Annotated in this window: 18 protein-coding genes and 1 tRNA gene; 5 read left to right on the top strand and 14 right to left on the bottom strand. The window is 70.8% G+C overall.

The window, feature by feature from the left end:
- Positions 1-40 precede the first annotated feature (40 nt).
- The 4 genes from IEY87_RS02610 to IEY87_RS02595 all read right to left on the bottom strand — a co-directional run bounded on the left by IEY87_RS02610 (position 41) and on the right by IEY87_RS02595 (position 4,586).
- On the bottom strand, positions 41-478 hold the full coding sequence (locus IEY87_RS02610; protein ID WP_189136816.1) for a DUF8820 family protein: 438 nt from the start codon (positions 476-478) through the stop codon (positions 41-43).
- A gap of 10 nt (positions 479-488) precedes the next feature.
- Positions 489-1,553, bottom strand: a complete 1,065-nt coding sequence (locus tag IEY87_RS02605) for a DUF6745 domain-containing protein (RefSeq protein ID WP_189136815.1) — start codon at positions 1,551-1,553, stop codon at positions 489-491.
- 97 nt (positions 1,554-1,650) lie between these two features.
- Positions 1,651-3,126, bottom strand: a complete 1,476-nt coding sequence (locus IEY87_RS02600; RefSeq protein ID WP_189136814.1) for an alpha/beta hydrolase — start codon at positions 3,124-3,126, stop codon at positions 1,651-1,653.
- Between the two features lie 101 nt (positions 3,127-3,227).
- Positions 3,228-4,586: an MFS transporter gene (locus IEY87_RS02595; protein ID WP_225276806.1), complete on the bottom strand. Its 1,359-nt coding sequence runs from the start codon at positions 4,584-4,586 to the stop codon at positions 3,228-3,230.
- A 202-nt stretch (positions 4,587-4,788) separates the two neighbouring features.
- Here IEY87_RS02595 and IEY87_RS02590 point away from each other — a divergent pair, with 202 nt between their 5' ends.
- Complete coding sequence (locus IEY87_RS02590) at positions 4,789-6,111, top strand: NAD(P)/FAD-dependent oxidoreductase (protein ID WP_225276807.1); 1,323 nt, start codon at positions 4,789-4,791, stop codon at positions 6,109-6,111.
- Here IEY87_RS02590 and IEY87_RS02585 read toward each other — a convergent pair.
- Positions 6,065-6,706 (bottom strand): hypothetical protein, encoded by a 642-nt coding sequence (locus IEY87_RS02585; protein ID WP_225276888.1) that lies wholly within the window; start codon positions 6,704-6,706, stop codon positions 6,065-6,067. The two genes, IEY87_RS02590 and IEY87_RS02585, sit on opposite strands and share 47 nt — an antisense overlap.
- A 20-nt stretch (positions 6,707-6,726) precedes the next feature.
- On the opposite strand from IEY87_RS02585, the gene IEY87_RS02580 reads away from it, so the two are divergent.
- On the top strand, positions 6,727-6,891 hold the full coding sequence (locus tag IEY87_RS02580) for a hypothetical protein (protein ID WP_189136810.1): 165 nt from the start codon (positions 6,727-6,729) through the stop codon (positions 6,889-6,891).
- Here the strand turns inward: IEY87_RS02580 and IEY87_RS02575 are convergent.
- Entirely contained in the window at positions 6,867-8,429 is a 1,563-nt protein-coding gene (locus IEY87_RS02575; protein ID WP_189136809.1) for an ABC transporter substrate-binding protein, read from the bottom strand. The two genes, IEY87_RS02580 and IEY87_RS02575, sit on opposite strands and share 25 nt — an antisense overlap.
- Positions 8,430-8,592: 163 nt before the next feature.
- Here IEY87_RS02575 and IEY87_RS02570 point away from each other — a divergent pair, with 163 nt between their 5' ends.
- Together IEY87_RS02570 and IEY87_RS02565 are read left to right on the top strand one after the other, a co-directional pair.
- A complete protein-coding gene (locus tag IEY87_RS02570) occupies positions 8,593-10,494 on the top strand; it encodes a sensor histidine kinase (RefSeq protein WP_189136808.1) in 1,902 nt (633 codons plus the stop codon).
- Positions 10,487-10,843, top strand: coding sequence for a DUF742 domain-containing protein (locus tag IEY87_RS02565; protein WP_189136807.1), 357 nt, complete (start codon positions 10,487-10,489; stop codon positions 10,841-10,843). Before IEY87_RS02570 ends, IEY87_RS02565 begins: the two co-directional genes overlap by 8 nt.
- Positions 10,844-10,950: 107 nt before the next feature.
- Here IEY87_RS02565 and IEY87_RS02560 read toward each other — a convergent pair whose 3' ends face one another.
- The 7 genes from IEY87_RS02560 to IEY87_RS02530 are packed head-to-tail and all read right to left on the bottom strand — an operon-like array spanning position 10,951 to position 19,003.
- Positions 10,951-11,823, bottom strand: a complete 873-nt coding sequence (locus IEY87_RS02560) for an ABC transporter ATP-binding protein (protein WP_189136806.1) — start codon at positions 11,821-11,823, stop codon at positions 10,951-10,953.
- Positions 11,820-12,656, bottom strand: coding sequence for an ATP-binding cassette domain-containing protein (locus IEY87_RS02555; RefSeq protein WP_189136805.1), 837 nt, complete (start codon positions 12,654-12,656; stop codon positions 11,820-11,822). Before IEY87_RS02555 ends, IEY87_RS02560 begins: the two co-directional genes overlap by 4 nt.
- On the bottom strand, positions 12,653-13,570 hold the full coding sequence (locus tag IEY87_RS02550; RefSeq protein ID WP_189136804.1) for an ABC transporter permease: 918 nt from the start codon (positions 13,568-13,570) through the stop codon (positions 12,653-12,655). The genes IEY87_RS02555 and IEY87_RS02550 overlap by 4 nt, the downstream gene beginning before the upstream one ends.
- Positions 13,567-14,583, bottom strand: coding sequence for an ABC transporter permease (locus tag IEY87_RS02545; protein WP_189136803.1), 1,017 nt, complete (start codon positions 14,581-14,583; stop codon positions 13,567-13,569). Before IEY87_RS02545 ends, IEY87_RS02550 begins: the two co-directional genes overlap by 4 nt.
- A 7-nt stretch (positions 14,584-14,590) precedes the next feature.
- Complete coding sequence (locus tag IEY87_RS02540) at positions 14,591-16,222, bottom strand: ABC transporter substrate-binding protein (protein ID WP_189136802.1); 1,632 nt, start codon at positions 16,220-16,222, stop codon at positions 14,591-14,593.
- Positions 16,223-16,245: 23 nt separating this feature from the next.
- Positions 16,246-17,943 carry a hydantoinase/oxoprolinase N-terminal domain-containing protein gene (locus IEY87_RS02535; RefSeq protein ID WP_189136801.1) on the bottom strand — a complete coding sequence of 566 codons (1,698 nt, stop codon included), beginning with the start codon at positions 17,941-17,943 and terminating at the stop codon, positions 16,246-16,248.
- Positions 17,936-19,003, bottom strand: coding sequence for an S-methyl thiohydantoin desulfurase family protein (locus IEY87_RS02530; RefSeq protein ID WP_225276808.1), 1,068 nt, complete (start codon positions 19,001-19,003; stop codon positions 17,936-17,938). The genes IEY87_RS02535 and IEY87_RS02530 overlap by 8 nt, the downstream gene beginning before the upstream one ends.
- 101 nt (positions 19,004-19,104) lie before the next feature.
- Here IEY87_RS02530 and IEY87_RS02525 point away from each other — a divergent pair.
- A tRNA-Met gene (locus IEY87_RS02525) sits at positions 19,105-19,180 on the top strand.
- Positions 19,181-19,207: 27 nt separating this feature from the next.
- Here the strand turns inward: IEY87_RS02525 and IEY87_RS02520 are convergent.
- Positions 19,208-19,549 (bottom strand): VOC family protein, encoded by a 342-nt coding sequence (locus tag IEY87_RS02520; RefSeq protein ID WP_189136799.1) that lies wholly within the window; start codon positions 19,547-19,549, stop codon positions 19,208-19,210.
- Positions 19,550-19,619 lie beyond the last annotated feature (70 nt).

Genomic DNA, 19,619 nt, shown 5'->3' with positions numbered 1-19,619 from the left:
GTTCCCCACCCCCCGGTCGCGGCGGGCGGGGAACACGTTGTCAGTCCACGATCATCCGGGCGCGGCGGCCGTCGTGTTCGCGCTGCCGCCGGACCACGTACGCCCCCGGCGCGCACCCGGACGCCCCGTGCTCCGGGTGCAGCAGGTAGACGGGCGCGGTGGCTTCGAAGATGCCGATCGCCAGCCAGTCGGGGTCCGTCACATGAGTCGTCCAGCGGCCGGTGCCCCGGTCGGCGACGAGCGTGTGCGGGTTGCCGCCGGATCCGCCGCGCAGGAGTTCGATGCCCTCGGGGGGCACGTCCGTCCAGGGGCTGTCGGGCCAGGTGCGCACGGACGGGGCCAGCATGGCCAGCGGGATGACGATGAGGTCGCCCTGGGCCTGGAGGCCGTCGACGACGGGGATGCGGGCCGACTGCTCCAGGTGGTCGAGCACGGCGAGTCCGGTCTGCTGGGCGAGCGATGCGAGTGTCACGGTCATGGAGATCACCTCAGGTTCGGCGGACGAGTTGGGAGTACTGCTCGGCGGACAGCCCGTACGTCCAGCCGGCGGCGTCGACGGGGTCGCGGAGGAAGCCCGGCACGGTCAGCCCGTACTGGCGGCGGCGCCCGTCGCGTTCGACGGATCCGTTGACCGCGAGGAGCACCTTGGTCTCCGCGCGCATGTCGTACAGCCGCAGGTGTGAGCCGGGGTTGCCGGGGTCCGGCGCGGTGGCGACCAGGCGCAGCCCGGCCCGCTCGATGTAGGACGCCCAGCCGATGCGCTCGATCGCGCACCGCCTGATCTCGACGTTGGGCTCGCGGGCGATCCGCTCGACGCTGGGATCGGTGATCACCCACGCGGGCACCGGCCGGCCGTGCCAGGCGTGTACGTCCCAGCCGTCGGCGTACCGCAGGGCCGGGCCGTCCGCGTGGTGCAGCCGGATCTCCCCGGGTTCGTCTCCCGGCTCGGTGTGCATTTCGGCCGGTCGTTCGGCGATGACGCACACCTCGTCGCGGGGCCACCACCAGCCGCACGACCGGGCCACCTCGACCCACAGATCGAGCAGGCGGGTCTGCTCAGTGGCGAAGACCACGCCGGCCGCCCGGCGCAGGGCGTCGTAATGGGCGATCCGGGACGGTTCCTGGGCCACGTACCAGCTGGCGGTCCAGTCGTAGCGTGACTTCCGCGCCCGTGGGAGCGCTTCCTGGAGCGACCTGTCGAAGGACCGGGCCAGCGGGGCGCGCACCTGCGCGCCGATCAGCTGGTCCAGCGGGCGCTGAGGATAGGTGAGCCGACTGTCGAGTTCCATGTACAGGGTATGGAGGAGGGTGGTCAACCGGCGCGGCACGGGCCAGTCGGCCAGCCGGTCGATGCTCTCCGCGGGACGGACGCCGGACGGGACGGTCTCCACGGCCATGAGCGGCGAGGAGACCCAGTGGAAACGGGGTGGGGTGCGCCCGATCAGGCGATAGAGCTCGGAGATGGCCGCCTCGGCGGCCGGTCGATCGGCGGGCCGGGTGGAGAACACCCAGCTCAGCCATTCTTTCCGGATCTCGGCAGCTTCCCGCTGCACGAGCGTTCTCACCGGAGGGGGGCGGCAGCGCCCCTTTCATTGATCATGCCGCAGATGGTGACAGATCGTCGGGGGCGCTGTCCAGTCCGTCGCTTCGCTACCGGCGGCACATGGTCCCGTTCCTCGGCGGGACGCGGTTGATCAGATAGCGGTCGACCGCGCCGTTCACGCAGGTGGAGGGGTCGCCGTAGGCGGTGTGGCCGTCGCCGTCGAAGCCGAGCAGCACGCCGGACGAGAGCTGGCCCGCGAGGGCTCTGGCGTCCTTGTACGGCGTGGCGGGGTCCCGGGTGGTGCCCACGACCAGGATCGGCGGCGCGCCCTTGGCCCGTACCCGGCCGACGATGCCTTCACCGCTCTTGACCGGCCAGAAGGCACACGGCGAGAGCAGCCCGTCGGAGAAGTACTTGCCGAAGTGCCGCGACTCGGGCACGTACGTCACCGCCGAGCGGGTGGCCCTGCTCGTGGGCGGGTAGTCGGCGCAGTTGACGGCGGTGAAGGCTTCACTGCTGTTGTCGTACGAGCCGTCGATCCGCCTGCCGTTGTAGCCGTCGGCGAAGGCCAGCAGCGCGGTGCCGTCGCCCTTGAACGCGTCGCCGAGCGCGGCGCGCAGCGACGGCCACTGCTCGTGGGAGTACATGGCGGCCATCACGCCGCGCCACACGAGCGCCTCGTTGATCTGCCTGCCGTCGAGGTCGTTGCGCAGCGGCGCCTTGTCGGCCCGCTTGAACAGCTTCGCCAGCTGCTGGAACGACGCGCTGACCTTGTGCGTCCTGAACGGGCAGCCCGGCCGCTTGTAGCAGTCGCGCAGGAAGGACGCGAACGCCGTCTCGAAGCCGTGCGCGGCCGCGCCGGGGGCGGTCCCGCGGGTGGCGGGGTCGATCGCGCCGTCGAGCACCATGGCCCGCACCCGCTTCGGGAACGCTTCGGCGTACGTGGCGCCGAGCAGGGTGCCGTACGAGAAGCCGAGGTAGGTCAGCCGCCGGTCACCCAGCGCCGCCCGCAGCACGTCGATGTCCCTGGCGGCGTCGCGGGTGCCGACGTGGGCCAGCAGCGCGCCGGCGTTCGCCTTGCAGCCCTGGGCGTAGATCTGCTGGTAGGCGTCGCCCTTGCGGACCTCGGACGGCGTGTCGGGGGTGGGGTCGAGCGCGTGGTAACTGTCCATCACGCCGTACGAGAGGCAGCGGACGGGCGAGGAGAGCCCGACGCCGCGCGGGTCGAACCCGACCACGTCGAAGCGGGCGAGCAGCGCGGGCGACAGGAACTGCTTGGCGTTCCTGGCCAGGTCCACGCCCGACCCGCCGGGACCGCCGGGGTTGAGCACGAGCGAGCCGATCCGCTTGGGCCCCTTGGCCCGCAGCCGGATCACCGCGATGTCGATCTGCCGCCCCTTGGGCTTGGCGTAGTCGAGCGGCACCTTGACCTTGGCGCACTGGAACCCGCCGCCGCAGGCGGACCAGGCGAGCCGCTGACCGTAGTAGCCGGCCAGCCCTGGCGGGGCCTGCGCGGACGCGGGCACGGCCGAGACGAGCAGGCCGACGATCGACATCAGAATGACCGCGAATAAGCGTCGCATTTTCCTGTCCCCATCTGGCGGCCGGGTGGACTTTCACTGGCTTTCGATAGTCGGTGAAATCGGTTGCGACGCCCTTGAACCCGGCTGACGAAAGTGTTCGTTCAGCGGGCCCGGTTGGGGAGTAGGAAGCCCAGGCCGAAGGTGATCGCCGTCAGGACGATGGCCACCAGCGTCACCTGCGTGACGGCGTCGAGGAAGCCCTGGGCGCCGGCCACCGAGAAGAACAGCGTGCCGAGCGCCGCGACCCCGAGGGAGGCGCCGAGTTGCTGGAAGGCCGACAGCAGGCCGGAGGCGGAGCCCACCTCGTGGTCGCGCAGGCCGCCGACGATGATGTCGAAGAGCGGGACGAAGATCATGCCCATGCCGATGCCGTACACGACGAGCGCGGGGGTGAGGTCCCAGCCGTTCAGGGTGGCGCCGGTGATGGCGAACACCGCGTAGAGGCCTGCCAGGCCGGCGGTCATCAGGGCCAGGCCGATGTGCAGGAGGTTGCGGCCGAGCCTGTTCATCAGCGTGCCGCCCACGGCCGAGCCGATGAACGCGCCCACCGCCCAGCCGATCATCGCCACGCTGGCCTCCAGCGGCGAGTACTTCAGGCCGATCTGCAGGAACAGGGCCACCACCAGGGAGAAGCCGGTGATCGCGCCGAAGAAGGCGACGACGAACGCGACTCCGGAGGCGTACGAGCGCTTGCCGAAGACGCTGAGCTCGACCAGCGGGGCGCGGCCGGTGCGGCTGCGGCGGAGCTGGTGGAGGGTGAAGGCGGCCAGGACGGGCAGCGAGGCGGCGAGCATCACCAGGGTCCAGGTGGGCCAGCCCAGCTCGTGGCCCTGTACCAGCGGGACGACCAGCATGGTCAGGCCGGCCGCGGCCAGCAGCGCGCCTGTCACGTCGAGGCGGGTGCCGCGCGCGGTGGGCGGCTTGGCGGGGAGCACCTTCCAGCCGACGGCCAGCGCGAACGCGCCGAGCGGCACGTTGATCAGGAAGATCGCCCGCCAGCCGGTGCCGAACAGGTCCGCCTCTACGAGCAGCCCCGACACGACCGGCCCGAGGATGGTGGCCAACCCGATCACCGGCCCGAGCGCGGCGAAGGCCTTGCCGGTGCTGTCGCCGAACAGGTCGCGGATGAGGCCGAAGGACTGCGGCACCATCAGCGCGCCGAAGCCGCCCTGCAGGACGCGGGCCGCGATCAGGGACTCGGGCGAGAAGGCGAGACCGCAGGCGAGGGAGGCGGCCAGGAAGCCGACGATGCCGATCATCATCATGCGCTTGCGGCCGAACATGTCGCCGAGGCGACCTCCGGTCAGCAGCCCGACCGCCATGGCCAGGGTGTAGCCGGCGACGATCCACTGCATGGTGGCCGTGGAGCCGCCGAGGTCGGCGCGGATGGCGGGGGCGGCCACGTTGCCGACGGTGCCGTCGAGCAGGTTGAGCAGGTCGGCGGAGAGGATGGCGAACAAGCCAAGCCATTTCCGGGACGGCGCCCGGGTGATGACTGCGGGTACGGGGGGAGCTACGACGGCCATCTGCTCGGCTCTTCTCTAACGGAACGGAACGTTATATTCCCATCATAACAGAACGGAACGATCGGTTCCACAAAGGTGGCGCAGGTTTACGCGCCCTGCTCCACGGAAGAGCTAACACGTGGCTCGAATAGCGATTGTGGGCAGTGGATTCGGCGGTTACACCTGTGCCCGGCTCCTGGAGCGGTGGCTGCGGCCCGACGAGGCGGAGATCGTGCTGATCACGCCCAAGGACTACACCCTCTACCTCCCGCTCCTGCCCCAGGTGGCCGCCGGGGTGCTGCAGCCACGCTCGATCGTGGCACCGCTGCACACCAGGCTGCGCCGCGCCAAGCTGCTGCCCGGCGTCGCCATGGACGTGGATCTCGACCGCCGCCGCTGCGAGGTGCTCAAGATCAGCGGCGAGGTCACCAGCGTGCCGTTCGACGTGATCGTGCTCGCGCCCGGCAGCATGACCCGCACCTTCGACATCCCCGGGCTCAAGGAGCACGCCCGCGGCATGAAGACGCTGGCCGAGGCGGTGTTCCTGCGCGACCACGCGATCGCCCAGCTGGAGCTGGCGGCCAGCTCCAGCGATCCGGCGGAGCGGGCGGCCAGGTGCGGGTTCGTCGTGGTGGGCGGCGGCTACTCAGGCGTGGAGACCGCCGCGACGATGCAGCTGGTGACCCGCGCGGCGCTGGCCCGCTTCCCCGGCCTGGACCCCGGGCTGCTGCGCTGGACCCTGCTCGACATCGCGCCCAAACTGATGCCCGAGCTCGGCGAACAGCTCGGCGACGCGGCCACCCGGCTGCTGAGGAAGCGCGGGATCGACGTACGGCTCGGCGTCACGCTGGAGAGCATGACCGACACGTCGGCGAAGCTCACCGACGGCACGACGCTGCCCACCCGCACCGTGGTCTGGACGGCCGGGGTGACGCCCAGGCCGGTGGTGTCGAGTCTGGGCACCGAGACGGTCAAGGGGCGGCTCGTGGTCGGCCCGGACCTCCAGGTGCCCGAGCACGACGGCGTGTTCGGGCTGGGCGACGCGGCGGCCGTACCCGATCTGACCACGCCGCAGGGCGGGGTCTGCGGGCAGACCGCGCAGCACGCCTCCCGGCAGGCCGCGACGGCCGCGCGCAACGCGATCGCGGCGCTGCGCGGCGGCCCCATGCGGGAGTATCGGCATCGCGATCTCGGCCTGGTCGTCGACCTCGGCGGCAGGGACGCGGTGGCCAGGCCGCTGGGCGTGGACCTGTCCGGCCCGCTGGCGCAGCTCGTCACCCGTGGCTACCACCTGCTGACCGCGCCGTCGGGGCGCACCAGGTTCAGGATCAGCGGCGACTGGCTGATGAACATGTGCGCCGGCGACGACCTGATCAGGCTCGACTTCCTCAAGGACTCCCCCGGCACGCTGGACGAGCTGGAGCACATGCCGATCAAGGTGAAGTCGCGCCACGAGCAGAAAGCGGGACTCCGACAGTGATCTCGCCGCTCAGCCGGTAGTCGCCCTGAAGGTCGAGGTCATCGCCGCTCCAGAACTTGCCCGGGTCGTACCAGTTGGGGCGGCGGCCCGGCAGCAGCAGCCCCATCGCCTCGTAGGTGACGGCCACCACCTCCGCGCAGTAGGCGCTCTCCAGCGTGCGCTCGCGCGCCCGGCGGAGCTGCGGGATGCGGCCCCTGGCCCAGCGCGCGGCGAGCCGGGCCGTGGACGGGAACGGCGTGCCGTCCAGCCGGGCCACGGTCCGCAGCGCCGCGTCCTCCATCTCGGCGCTCGCCTGCGGTTCGAGCTGCCGCAGCCAGGGACGCTGGCCGTAGCGGTCGGCCCAGACCGTCACCGCGTCGCGCAGGTCGTGCAGCTGCACGCCGCGCTGGTGGGAGCCGGACCACAGGTCGGGCAGCGACCTGCCCAGCTCGGCGTGCCACATCATGGGCGGCATGTCGTCGATCACGATCGCCATGCCCACATGGTTGACCGGGCTGTTGGTCATCGTCTGGATGGCGCGGTCCGGCACCGAACGCCCCCGGAAGATCCACAGGTCGCCGGTCCTGGTCAGCTCCACGGCCTCATCGAGAGTCAGCACACCGATAGCGTAGGCACATGCGCTGGTGGAAGATAATCGGGCTGGCAGGGGCCGCGGGCGTCGCGGCCACCGGGGTGGCGATCGCGCGCGCCGAGCGGCGCCGCCGCGCCTACACCCCGGAAGAGATCAGAGTACGGCTGCGCGAGCGGATCGAGAGTCAGCCGGAGGGCCGCAGGTCATAGACGAAGACCACGTCGGGATAGGCCGGGTTGTCGTCGTAGCCCTGGATCCCGCCGAGGTAGGCCCGGCGTGAGTTCACCACCCACGGCATCGCCACGGCGGCCTGCTTGTCCAGCACCCGCGTGGTGGCCTGGGCGAAGACGCGCTGCGCGGCGGCCTGGTCGGTCACGATCAGCTCGGGCAGCGTGTCGAGCAGGGCGTCGGTGGCGGGATCGTGCAGATACGACAGGTTGAACATCGGCGGGTCCGCGCTGTGGAAGACGTTGCCGAACCAGGAGTAACCGTCGGCGTAGTCCGGCCACCAGTACATCACGAAGATGTCCTGGCGCTTCTTCTTGCCCTCTTCCCACTGGGCGGTCCAGGGCATCGCCCTGGCCCGCAACGTGACGTTGAGCGGCGCGAGGTCCCGGCGCAGCCTCCTGACGAGCTGCTGCTGGTCGGTGTCGCCCTCGGCGTAGGTGAGGGTCAGCGTGAGCGGCTCACCGCCCGGACCGTACCCGGCCTGCTGCAGCAGCGTGGTGGCGGCCGGCAGATCCTGCTTCGGCTCGCGGCCCCTGATGTGGCCGAGCAGCCCCTCGGGCACGATGCCGCTGGCGGGCGCGACCCCGCCGCGCAGCGCCCTGACCACGCCCCGGTAGTCGACCGCCTTCTGCACCGCCCGGCGCACCCGCAGGTCGGTCATCGGGCCGGTGGCCGTGTTGAACAGCATCATGGCCGTCTGGAACGACGGCTGCTCGGCCGTGCGGATGCCCGGTGTGGCCAGCGCCCTGGCGAACAGCTTGGGGTCGAGCCGGTAGACGAAGCTGGCCTCGCCGCGCAGCAACAGCCGCCAGGCCCGGCTGGGATCGGGCACGACGCGGTACTTGACCGTGCGGTAGTGCGGCCGGTCCCAGCCGCCCCAGTAGCCGCCGTACGACCTGAGCGTGAGCTCGTGCTCACTGCCCTTCTTCCACGAGGAGACGGTGTACGGCCCGGAGCCGGCGTCCCGGCCCGCCGCGAACCAGGTGCGCAGGTCCGACGCCGCCTTGGTGTCGTAGATGTAGGCCGCGTACGCGGAGGAGGCGACCAGGTCCAGCGGGACCGGGTAGCGCAGCGTGAAGATCACGGTCGACGGGTCTTCGGTCCGGATGGAGGAGACGGCGTCCCAGATGTAGGAGGCGCCGGTCTTGGCCTGCTTGGTGCGCTCGATCGACGCCTTGACCGCGCTCGCGTCGAGCGGCCGGCCGGTGTGGAAGGTCACGCCCTGGCGGAGGACGAACGTCCAGGTCCGGCCGTCCGGTGAGGCCCGCCACGAGGTGGCCAGCCGGGGACCGGCCTTCTTGGTGACCGGATTCCACAGCGTGAGCGTCTCGTAGACGTTCTGCAACGCGACGACTTCGTTGGAGTAGGACCGGCTCGGGTCCCACTCTGTGATCATGTCCAGGTGCCTGACGTAGACGAACGCCGACTCTCCTGGCGGAGCCTGCCGCACCTCGGGCGGGACCGAGCAGGCCGTGATCAGCAGCACCAGCGCGGCGACCGCTGCGAGTCGACGGCGCAACCTATCTCCCTCAGTGACCGAATCTACCTGCGAAACCTACTGCATGATCATGGTTACGTGTCCAAACCCGCTGAAAAATTGGGCATTCCGGAGATCCGATTGCTATCCTCTTGGCTTGTCCCGTCCGGGGTTGCCAGCAGGGGACCGACCGGAGTGAGGTGTCATGGGTCGTAGCCGCACGATCCGTACCAAGATCATCGGCCTACTGCTGGTTCCACTGGCCTCGATGGTCGTGCTGTGGGGAGTCATCACCGCAGTCACGGCCGGCGAGAGTCTGGAGCTCCGGCAATACACCACGCTCTGGACTAACCTGCGTCATCCCGCTCACAAGCTCGGCAACGAGTTGCAGCGCGAACGCCTCGCCTCGGTGAAGTTCTTGAATGCCGGGAAGACGGCCACCGACAGGTCGGCCATCGCCCAGCAGCGTGCGCGCAGTGACAGGGCCAGGGAGGAATTCAGGAAGCTCTCGGGCGCGTCCCGGGACACGTCGGAGGCGATCCGCACGCAGGTTGACGTGGTTTACACGCAGTTGAGCAGGCTCGACTCGATCCGAGGGGAGATCGACGCGGGCCTGTCCGATCGGCTGCACACAGTCGAGGCCTACAACGCCGCCATCGACGCGCTCTTCGGGCTGCACCGGCGGGTCGGGCTCATCGACGACATCCCGATCTACGAGCAGTCCCGCCTGGTCATCGACCTCGGCTACGCCGAGGAGTTGCTCACCAGGGAGCAGGCCATCGCGATCGGCCCCACCACACCGGCCGAGCGCAGGCTCTTCGCCCAGCTCGTGGGCAACCGGCGCTTCCTCATCGACCACGCGCTGGGCGAGCTCGATCCCACCCTGCGCGAGATCCAGGTCTCGATCATCACCTCGCCCGTCTACCAGCGGCTGCGGCTCATGGAGGACCAGATCATCGCCGGCGGCGCGCCGCGCGGCTGGCTCGCCACGACCGAGGCGCTGTCCAAGTCGTTCTCGGCGGCGCAGCTCAAGGCGAGCATCATGCTCTCGGCCCGGTCCGAGCCGGTGGCCGACGCGGTGCTCGTCCGGGCGCTCCTCCTCGCCGGCACCTGCCTGCTGCTGATCATCGTGTCGATCGTCTTCACGCTGCGGATGGGCAACCGCCTGTCCAAGGAGCTGTTCACCCTCAGGGAAGCGGCGCTCGAGGTGTCCAGGGAGCGGCTGCCGGAGGTCGTCGCCAAGCTCCGCAAGGGGGAGACGGTGGAGGTGCCCGAGCTGTCGGTGGCCAGCACCACCGCGGAGATCGGCGACGTGGGCCAGGCGTTCTCCACCGTCCAGCAGACCGCGGTGGAGGCGGCCGTCGGCCAGGCGCAGCTGCGCGACGGCGTCGGCCACGTCTTCCGCAACCTGGCCAGGCGCAGCCAGGCGCTGCTGCACCGCCAGCGCATCCAGCTGGAGGACATGCAGCACAAGGCCACCGACCCGGACGCGCTCGAAGACCTGTTCCGGCTGGACCACCTGACGACGCGCATGCGCCGCCACGCCGAGGGCCTGATCATCCTGTCGGGCGCCACTCCGGGGCGCGGCTGGAGCAGGCCGGTGCCGCTGCTGGACGTGGTCCGGGGCGCGGCGGCGGAGGTCGAGGACTACCAGCGGGTCATCGTCGAGCCGATGCCCACGCAGCGGCTGAACGGGCCCGTGGTCGGTGACGTGATCCACCTGATCGCCGAGCTCATCGAGAACGCCACCGTCTACTCACCCCCGCACACCACGGTCATGGTGCGCGGGGAGGCGGCGGCCCGCGGCTTCGCCGTGCACGTCGAGGACCGCGGGCTCGGCATGAGCGCCGAGGAACTGGCCGACTTCAACGGGCGGCTGGCCAGCCCGCCCGAGTTCGACCTGGCCGACAGCGAGCAGCTGGGTCTTTTCGTCGTTTCCCGGCTGGCCGCCCGGCATGACATCCGCGTGACGTTGCGCGGTTCACCATATGGAGGGACCACCGCCATCGTGCTGATCCCGGCAGAGCATGTGACAGATCCCCCGGCCGCGCCGGAGGAACCCATCAGGCAGCCGGCACGCCCCATGCGGGTGGTGCAAGGTGAATGACGAGCGCTGGCTGGACGAGGACGCCGGCCCCATCGTCCCTGCCTACTTACTCACCAGGGGCCGGACCGTGCCCGCGAGCGAGGCCATCGACCTCATCGCGGTGATCATCACCTCCGGCGGGCTCACCCCGCCGGTCGGGCTCGGTCCCGAGCACCTGATCATCCTGCAGAAGTGCACCAAGCCGACCCGGCTGGTGGACGTCGCGGCGGAGCTCAACCTGCCCATCGGCGTGGTGCGGGTGCTCGTCGGCGACCTGCACACGCAGCAGCTCGTCCAGGTGGAGTCGCCGCCACCCGCCCCCGACGCCACGGTGTTGCTGGAGGTGATCACCGGGCTGAAGGCGCTGTGACGCCCCTTCCAGGCGCTCCGCACGCCCTCGGCCCGGTGACCGGCCCCGCTCAGCATGTCCCTGGGCGGTGACAAGCCCCCTGCTCCAGCCTTCAGCACGTCCTCGGCTCAGGCGTTCAGTACGTCCTCGGCGCGGTGACAGGCCACGCGCCGTCCGGCCACCTCACGCAGCGCGGGAGCGCGCTCACACTCAGGTACGGCCAGCGGGCAGCGCAGCCGGAACGGACAGCCCGTCCCAGCCGGCCTGGCCTCGGCTCTCCCTCTCGCCGCCGGCGGCTCTCCCCCCAGTTTCGGTACGGCTTCCCGCAGCGCCAGCGTGTAGGGATGGGCGGGTCTGGCGAGGAGGTCGGCGGTGCCTCCGGACTCGACCACCCGGCCCGCGAACAGCACATGAGAGGTCCTGCACAGCCTGGCCACGATCGCCAGGTTGTGGGTGATGAGCAGGCGTTCGGTGTCGAGCCCCGCCAGCAGGTCGAGAATCTTCGCCTGTACGGTCACGTCCAGGGCGCTGGTGGGCTCGTCGAGGATGAGCAGGCGCGGGCGTACGGCCAGTGCTCTGGCGATCACCACCCGCTGGCGCTGGCCGCCGGAGAGCTGGTGGGGGCGGCGAGTGGCCAGGTCGGGGGTCAGGCCGACCTGTTCGAGCAGGTCGGGGACGCGGTGGCGGTCGGCGCGCGGCAGCGCCTCGGCGACGGAGCTGCCGACGCGCATCCTGGGGTCCAGGGCCTCCGCCTGGAAGACCGGCTGCACGTCGCCCCGGAACTTCCGCATGTCCACTTTTTTCAGGTCTTGTGTGCCGTACCAGATATTTCCTGACATGGGGGTGAGGAGGCCGAGGAAGGCGCGTGCCAGGGTGGTCTTGCCCGAGCCGCTCTCCCCGATCAGGCCGACGCCGCCCTCGGTGAGGTCCAGCGTGACGTCGTGCACCACGGCCGTACGCCCATAACCGAGCGTCACCCGCTCAGCCCGCAGCGACGTCATGGGAGAGCCTCCAGCAGTTCGCGGGTGTAGGGGTGGGAGGGACGGGTCAGGACGTCGGCGGCGGGGCCGCTCTCCACGACCTCGCCGTCCTTCATGACCAGCACTCGATCGGCGATCGTGGACACCAGGGCCAGATCGTGGGAGACGATCAGCAGGGCCAGGCCGCGCTCCTCGCGCAGTCCGTGCAGGACCCCGACCACCTCGGCCTGCACGGTCACGTCCAGGGCGCTGGTGGGCTCGTCGGCCAGGATCACCTCGGCGCCCAGCGCGATGGCCAGCGCGATGGCGAACCGCTGCGCCTGGCCGCCGGAGATCTCGTGCGGGTAGCGGCGCAGGATCTCCGGATCGAGCATGACCGCCTCCACGGCCTCCACCATGACGCGCTCCAGCCCGCCCTTCGAGGCCCGGCCCTTCCAAGACCGCTCCTTCCGCGACCCGGCCGACCCGCCCGTCTCAGGCCCGCCCGTCTCAGGCCCGCCGCCGCGCGGGCCGGTGATGCCGTGCAGTTCGAGGGCGCGGCGCATCAGGGTGCCGAGGCGGGTGGTGGGGCTGAGGGCGGCCTGGGGGGACTGCAGGACCAGGGCCACGCGGGCGCCTCTGATCCGGCGGAGTTGCTGGGGGGACGCCTGTAAGACCTCGACGCCACACACACTGACATGTCCAGAAACGTCGGCACCCTCGGTGAGCCCGAGCAGGGACAGCAGGGTCGTCGACTTGCCCGAGCCGCTCTCCCCCACGATGGCCACGCACTCCCCCGCGCCCACATCCAACTCCGGCACCCGGGCGACGACCCGCGTCCCGTACCGCACCTGAAGGTCCCTGACCTCGATCACCTGACGACCCTCCGGGGATCCAGCGCGTTGCGCAGCCCTTCGCCCAGCACGTTGAACGCGAACGCCGTCACCAGGATCGCCAGCCCGGGGAAGGTGACGACCCACCAGTTGGTGGTGAACAACGTCTGCCCCTGGTCCACCATCAGTCCCCACTCCGCCGTCGGCTCCTGCGCGCCCAGCCCCAGGTACGACAGCGCGGCGGCGGTGAGGATGACCCCGCCGGCGTCGAGCGAGATCTGCACCAGGACGGGCGTGATGGAGTTCGGCAGGACGTGCCGGACGATGATGACCGGGGCGGGCACACCGAGGCAGCGCGCCGCGTCCACGTACGGGCGGGTGGCGACGGAGGCGGCCACCGAGGCCGACAGCCGCGCGTACCACGGCCACCAGGTCACCGCGATGGCCACGATCACCGTGGTGACGCTCGGCTGCAGGACCATGGCCAGCATCAGCGACAGCAGCAGCGCGGGAAAGGCCAGGAACACGTCCGTCACCCGCATGATCACGTCACGCACCCAGCCGCCGGCGTACCCGGCCACCAGGCCGAGCGTGACGCCCACGGCCGCCGAGACCGCCAGCACGGACACGGCGATGAACAGCGACGTGCGACCGCCGTACAGCACTCTGGTGAGCACGTCGCGGCCGGCCTGGTCGGTGCCGAACCAGTGCTCGGCGCCGGGCGCGAGCAGGGCGTTGACCGGATCGACCGCGTCCTCCGGGTACGGCGCGAGCCAGGGCGCGAGCAGCGCCGCCGCCGCGACGACCACGATGAGCACCGCGCCGGTGGCGGCGAACCGGTCGGTGATCTTGGGCAGGGTACGGCGCAGCGGCGCCTCGGACGGCCCCGCCTCGGACAGTGACGCCTCGGGCGGTGTCCCGGGCGGTGTCCCGGGCGGTGTCCCGGGCGGTGTCATTGGGGCCTGACCCGTGGGTCGATCAGGCCTTGCAGGAGGTCCACGACCAGGTTCGCCAGCACGTAGACCAGCGCCACCAGCAGGGTCACCCCCGCGATGGCCGGGGTGTCGAGCGAGGAGATGGCGGAGGCGGCGTAGCGGCCCAGGCCGGGCCAGTTGAAGACGGCCTCGACCAGGAAGCCGTTGACGATCGAGTAGGCGAAGACCAGCGCGATCAGCGACAGCACCGGGCCCAGCGCGGGCCGCAGCGCGAACCTGGTCAGGATGGACGTCTCGCCGAAGCCGAGCGCGCGTTCGAGCCGGGCGTGGTCCTGGCCCGCCTCCTCGATGAGCATCGCGCGGGTCATCTGGGCGATCACTCCCGTCGGGTAGGCGGCCACCACCAGCGTGGGCAGCACCAGATGCCGCAGGGTGCTGGTGAGAATGGGCCAGTTGCCGGTGATGAGCGCGTCGACGACGGTGATGTTGGTCCAGAGGGTCAGCGGGCTGGTGGTGTCGAGCGAGGAGTCGTACTCTCCCGCGACGGGGAACCAGCCGAGGTTGCTGGCGAAGACCGTCTGCAGCGCCAGGGCCAGCCAGAACACGGGGACGGAGACGGCCAGCATGCTGGCCACCCGCACCCCAAAGTCCGGAAATTTCGTCTTATAGCGGGCGGCGAGCACCCCGACTGGAATGCCGGCCACGATCGCGAGCAGCAGCGCCGCCCCGACCAGCTCCAGGCTCGCCGGGAACGCCAGCAGCAGATCGTCGCGGACCGGCTGCCGGGTGTGCAGGCTGGTCCCCCAGTCTCCCGTCACCAGGTCCCTGACGTAGTTCCAGAGCTGCACCCACAGCGGATCGTCCAGCCCGAACCGCTCGCGCGCCGCCGCGAGCTGCTCGGGCGTGGCCTTGGGCCCGGCGAAGGCCACCGCCGGATCCCCCGGCACCAGCCGCATGACGACGAAGGTGAGCATGACCACGCCGGCCACGACCAGGAGGGCCTGGCCGAGCCGGCGGATCAGATACCGCAGCACCCAGGCCTCAGCTCGCGCGCTTGAGGTCGTGGAAGAAGACCACGTTCGGATAGGCCGGGTTGTCGACGTACCCCTGCACGTCCGCCGACAGCGCGCGCTGGTAGGTCTGCACGTACGGCACCGCGACGGCGGCCTGCTCCTGAAGGATCTTCTTCTGCAGCTCGTCGTACGACGTCTCCGCCGCGAACAGGTCGGTGGCCGTCAGCTTGGGCAGCTCGTCGATGGCCGCGTCGATCTCGGCGTTCTTCAGGTAGGACAGGTTGAGCTCCGGCTTGTCGTTGCTCCTGAAGACGTTGAAGAACCACGAGTACGCGTCCGGATAGTCCGGATACCAGTACATGACGAAGATGTCCTGGCCCTTCGCCTTGCCCTGGTCCCACTGGGCGTTCCAGGCCATCGGCTTGGCCTGCAGCGTCACGTTCAGCTTCTGCAGCGCGGCGGTGAGCAGAGTGACGAGCAGCTTCTGGTCCTCGTCGCCCTGGGCGTAGGTCAGGGTGAGCTTGAGCTCCTCGTTGTCGCCGCCGTAGCCCGCCGAGGCCAGCAACTCCTGCGCCTTGGCGAGGTCCTGCTCGGCCTCCAGGTTGGCCGTGTGGCCGACCAGCCCCTCGGGCACCAGCCCGCTGGCCTTCACGCCCGCGCCCTTCAGCGCCGCGAGGAGACCGTCGTAGTCGATCGCGAGCTGCAGCGCCTGCCGTACCCGCACGTCCTTGGTCGCGCCGCCGGCGGTGTTGAACAGAACCAGCAGGTTCTGGAACGACGGCGTCCGGCTCACCTGCACGCCCTCGGTGTCGCTCGCCTGCTCGAACAGCTGCGGGTTGAGCCGCTGCACGAAGTTGACCTCGCCCTGCTTCAGCAGTTGCCAGGCGGTGGTGATCTCGGGGGTGACCCGGAAGGCGACCTTCTTGTACTGCTCGGGCTTCCAGCCGCCCCAGTAGTCCTCGTACGCCTTCAGCGTGAGCTCGGTCTCCTTGCCCTTCTGCCAGCTGTCGATCGTGTACGGACCCGTACCGGCGTCGGCTTTGCCGTCCTTGACCTGGTCCACGGCCTCGGTGTCGTAGATGTAGGCGGCGTAGCCGGAGGCGGCGACCACGTCGAGCGGCGTGGCGTACTTGAGGGTGAACTTCAGCGTCGAGGCGTCGGGAGCCTCAATCGTGTCGACCGCGCCCCAGATGTAGGCCGCGCCGGAGTTCTCCTTGATCGTGCGCTCGATGGCCTTCTTGGCCGCCTCGGCGTCGAGCGCGGCCCCGGTGTGGAACTTCACGCCCTGCCGCAGCTTGAACGTCCACTCCTTGCCCTCGGCCGCCGAGGTCCACTCGGTGGCCAGACGCGGCTCGGGCTTCCTGGTCGCGGAGTTGTAGCGGGTCAGGCCCTCGTAGATGTTGGACATCGCGATGTTCTCGTTGGAGTACGAGGTCGCGGGGTCCCAGTCGGTCACCACGTCGAGGTTGGGGGCGTAGACGAAGGTGTCGTCGTTGGCCGTGGCCGTGGCCGGCTGGGTCTGGGTCGCCGCCGTCTCACCGGTGCTGCTCGGCTGGGGAGAACGGTCAGCGCCGCGCACCTGGCCGCCCGCGCACGCGGACGCGGCCATGGCCACGGTACCGGCGACCCCTAAGAGGAGCAGACGCTTGTGCCAGCTCATGTGGGGGAAGTCCTTTCGATCTGTCACCGGGTGAGGGGTCCGGCGGCTTTGACGTGCACCCGTACGGCGGGTTCCGACAGGTAGCTCAGCGGCACCTCGAGGAGATCGACGATCTGGACACCGGCCGGATCCGCGCCTGCCGCGACGGCCCGCGCCACGGCCTCCTCCTTGACCCTTTCGATCGCTTTTGACCGGCTTTCACCTGCAGGCATGATCGTATCGACTCTGCCGCTCGCCAGCGCGATGGCGGCGCCGACGGCATTGGCCACGGCGGCGTGCTCGGGCCGGATCACCCGGCTCACCCCGGGGATCCGTTCCGGCAGCAGGAACGCCCCTCCACCCACCGCCACCAGGGGACGGTCGGCTCGGCCGAGGCTCATCCGGTCCACCGCGTCCAGCGCCAGCGCGTCGGCGACGGCCAGCGCCCTTTGCAGAGTGTCGCGAATATCTTCCGACATGTCGCCCACCCCCCTCCGCCCGCCCGGCCCTCGCTCCGCCGACCCCTGCCCGGCCGACCCCCGCTCGGCCGGCACCGCCTCCAGGCGCTCGGCCAGCACCGCCTCCAGGCGCTCGCGCCAGCCTGAGACGCCGCGGGGGAGGCGGCCGCCCGCCACGGCCGCGTCGGTGAGCGTCGCGGTGCCGCCGCCGAACACCAGCGCCTCCTCGGCGATCCGGTACCCGACCGAGTCGGGCCCGACGGCCCCGTCCCGGACCACGCTCCCACCGCCCAGCGCGATGGCCAGGATGTCCGGCATGCGGAAGTTCGTCAGCACCCCGCCGATCTCCACCGCCGCCGCCGACTCCCGGGGGAACCCGCCCACCAGCACACCCAGGTCCGTCGAGGTGCCGCCCACATCGGCGACGATCGCGTCCTGAACCCCCGACAGCAGCGCGGCCCCGCGCAGCGAGTTCGCCGGGCCGGAGCCGATGGTCGACACCGGCAGCCGCGCGGCGTGCTCCACCGTCATCAGCGTGCCGTCGTTCTGCGCGAGGTACGGCCTGGCCGACAGCCCACGCTCGGCCAGCGCGCTGGTCAGCGCCTGGGTGACGTGCCCGGCGACCGTGTACAGGGCGGCGTTGAGCACGGTCGCGTTCTCCCGCTCCAGCAGGCCGAGCGAGCCGATCTCATGGCTCATCGAGACGGGCAGCCCGTACTCACGCCTGACCAGCTCCTCGACCGCCCGCTCGTGCTCGTCGCCGGCCGGGCTGAACACGCCCGTGACCGCGACCGCGTCGGCCCGCACCCCGTCCAGGAAGCGACGGATCGCGTCCGGGTCGAGCAGTCCGATCTCGCGACCGTCCACGTAATGCCCGCCGGGCACGATGGCCTCACCCGCGGACACGACCTCGCGCAGGTCGGCGGGCCAGCCGACGAGCGGCGGCACAGCCGTGGTCGCGGGCGCGCCCAGCCGCAGCACGGCCACCCGGCCGAGATTCCTGCGCTCCAGGATCGCGTTGGTGGCGTGCGTGGTGCCCAACATGACCCGAGTGATGCGCCCCCACACCACCCCACCCTCCATCCCGTACGCCCCTCCACCCGATGCTCCGGGCTGTGCGAGTTCGGTCAGGACGGCGTCCAGAGCCGCCCGGAGGCCGGCGGTGACGTCCGGGGTCGTCGGCCGCTTGGCCTTGGCGATCACCCGGTCGGACGCGTCCAGCACCACCGCGTCGGTGTTCGTGCCCCCGACGTCGATGCCGACGCGCAGATCGCCCTCAGCCACGCGACTCCTCCTTGACCGACTCCTCGACGGGCACGTACTCCAGGTCGTAGCCGAACGCCCGCGGCCCGGCCGTCTCCAGGCCCTTCGGCGTGCGCCAGAGCGGGTCGCACGGCCAGGCGAGCACCGCCACGCGCTGGCCGTAACGCAGGCTCTCGGTCTGGATCGCACCGGCCGTCTCGGTGTCGACCACCGTGATGAGGTCCGGCACCATGGCCCTGACCTCTCCGTCCTCGATCGCGACGAGGTTCTCGTTCTGCAGCTCCAGCCGGAGCGTCCGGCCACGGTCGTCGCCGGTGCCCTCGATCGTGGCCGTGCCCCGGACGAAGCCGCCGGTGGTGCGCCGCTCCACGTCGGTCAGCTTGCCGGTGATCAGCCGCGCCGCCCCGAGCTCGCGCTGGAGGGCCGCCAGTGGCTCGGCCGCGCCTTCGGTGGATCGGCCGACCTCCAGCGCGCGGGTGACCGTACCCTCGATGACCGCGCCGCGCGCCTGCGCGGCGGTGAGGATGTAGTCGGCCATCAGCGCGTGCGAGCCGGCCGCCACGCACACCGCCCGCGCCAGCCGCTCCGACCACAGCCCGTCGATGGGACGAATCGTCACTACATTGCCCACGATGTCGGACATGATGACGAGGTCGGCGGGCAGTCCCGCGACGTGCATCGAGATCATCTGGACCTCGGGAAAGGCTCGCCCCATGCCGTCGGCGTCGAGCAGCGGCAGGCCGAGCTGGGCCGCCCAGGCCACCGGCGCCACGCCGTTCGAGCCGCCGATCTCCGACGACATGATGGCGGTCGGCGGCCTGCCGAAGATCCGTTCGACCTCCTCGACGACGCGCCTGGGCTCGTCCTCGCCGTAGATCATCTCGTGGCCGACCGTCGGCGCCCCGATCCCGGACAGCGGCACCACCAGGGCGTCCTCGGGCAGGTCGGCCAGCCGGACGAGCGGCACCTCGCCATACGTCTCCATGGCCCGCCGGGCCGCCAGCGCACCGGTGCGCACGTCTCCTCCGCCGCCGGTGCCGAGCACCGCGCACCCTCGCGCGAGCGCCGGAATGTCTTCCACCCTGATGATGCTCATATGGCGACACAACCAAGCACATAAGACCGCGTTTCGCCACTTAATCGGTTGCTCGCCCTACCCGATCGCGCGAGGCTTGCCTTCTCGGCGGGTGAGGGCGCTGGTGTGCCCGGCGGTTTCATACGCCGCTTCAGGTGGGTTCGATTCCCGCACCCGCCACCACGCTTCTGATCCGCGGTCAAGGGCGGCTCAAGCACCGACGAAGCAGAACTCGTTGCCTTCCGGGTCGGCCATGACCTGGAAGGAGCCTTGGTCGTCGGTCACCGTCTCGCCGATCCGCGTGGCGCCCAGGCGCAGCGCCTGGGCGATGGCGGGCTCGATGACGTCGACCTCGACGTCCAGATGCAACCGGTTCTTCACGGTCTTGTCCTCGGCGACCGGCTGGAACGCCAGCCGTACTCCCGGAGCTTCGACGTGGGACCAACCCCGGGCACGATCCACCGGATCGCCGCCGAGCAAGGCGGCCCAGAAACGCACCAGCGTCCTCGGATCCCGGCAATCCACCACAATCTGACCAAGACGCGTACGCATGACGGCCAGGCTAACCGAAGCGGATCATCGCGCCCGCCGACCAGCACCCCGCCGACCGGCCGCTCGCCGC

Origin of the sequence: Nonomuraea glycinis (genome assembly GCF_014646515.1) — a bacterium.
GTDB lineage: Bacteria > Actinomycetota > Actinomycetes > Streptosporangiales > Streptosporangiaceae > Nonomuraea > Nonomuraea glycinis.
Note: the sequence above shows the minus strand (reverse complement) of the source record. Positions and strands in the feature narration are given on the sequence as shown.

Coding starts and splice junctions, on each gene's coding strand:
- IEY87_RS02520 (WP_189136799.1), bottom strand. CDS start 19,549: ATGCGTACGCGTCTTGGTCAGATTGTGGTGGATTGCCGGGATCCGAGG.
- IEY87_RS02580 (WP_189136810.1), top strand. CDS start 6,727: ATGCGCTGGTGGAAGATAATCGGGCTGGCAGGGGCCGCGGGCGTCGCG.
- IEY87_RS02550 (WP_189136804.1), bottom strand. CDS start 13,570: ATGACACCGCCCGGGACACCGCCCGGGACACCGCCCGGGACACCGCCC.
- IEY87_RS02610 (WP_189136816.1), bottom strand. CDS start 478: ATGACCGTGACACTCGCATCGCTCGCCCAGCAGACCGGACTCGCCGTG.
- IEY87_RS02540 (WP_189136802.1), bottom strand. CDS start 16,222: ATGAGCTGGCACAAGCGTCTGCTCCTCTTAGGGGTCGCCGGTACCGTG.
- IEY87_RS02570 (WP_189136808.1), top strand. CDS start 8,593: ATGGGTCGTAGCCGCACGATCCGTACCAAGATCATCGGCCTACTGCTG.
- IEY87_RS02560 (WP_189136806.1), bottom strand. CDS start 11,823: ATGACGTCGCTGCGGGCTGAGCGGGTGACGCTCGGTTATGGGCGTACG.
- IEY87_RS02600 (WP_189136814.1), bottom strand. CDS start 3,126: ATGCGACGCTTATTCGCGGTCATTCTGATGTCGATCGTCGGCCTGCTC.